Raw genomic sequence first — 804 nt, 5'->3', positions numbered from 1 at the left:
GAAATCAACWGCGSTGTCAWAAGCAGTTCAGCTCATWTATCCCATTTGTTCGTCTTTAGATTGAATTAATTTCGTTATGTCTCAATGCCTTCTTATGGGTCTTTATACAAAGTGACACGCTACAAAATGATTAGAACCGACATCTTTGTAGTCAGGTGGAATATCTGCACATTTCTTCTGGGCAATCGGACATCTTGTCCTAAACTTACACCCAGAGGGAGGTGTAATCGGACTTGGTATTTCACCTTTCAAAATGATTTTTTCTCTTTTGATGGTTGGATCAGGTATCGGTATGGCAGATAAAAGCGCTTTTGTATAAGGGTGCAGTGGATTTGTGAATAATTCATCTCTTGATGCTTGCTCCACAATATTTCCTAAATACATAATAGCAACCTTGTTACACAGGTGCTCAACGACGCTTAAATCATGTGAAATAAATAGATAAGACAAATTTTCTTTTTCTTGAAGTTCACTAAACAAATTAATAATTTGAGCCTGAATTGATACGTCCAGTGCAGATACTGGTTCATCTGTTACAATAAATTCGGGATTTAAAGCCATGGCTCTGGCAATGACAATTCGCTGACGCTGTCCGCCTGAAAATTCGTGCGGGTATCTGTCTATATGGTAAGGAGATAAACCGCATTTTTCCATAATGGACAAGACGTGCTCTCTTACATTAGTTCGGGAAGCTAAATTATGTTGAATCATAGCTTCTCCAATTGCTTCGCCTATTCTAATTCGAGGATTTAAAGAACTAAAGGGATCTTGAAAAACGAGCTGTGACTGTAAACGGTACTGAAT

The 804-nt window shown here is 38.1% G+C and carries 1 protein-coding gene; it reads right to left on the bottom strand.

The window, feature by feature from the left end:
- Nucleotides 1-102: 102 nt before the first annotated feature.
- Nucleotides 103-804, bottom strand: a 702-nt coding sequence (locus tag AC1DRF_RS30490; protein ID WP_477742633.1) for an ABC transporter ATP-binding protein, incomplete at its 5' end; no start/stop codon positions are given.

This window comes from Priestia sp. P5_B4, from assembly GCF_056400385.1.
Note: the sequence above shows the minus strand (reverse complement) of the source record. Positions and strands in the feature narration are given on the sequence as shown.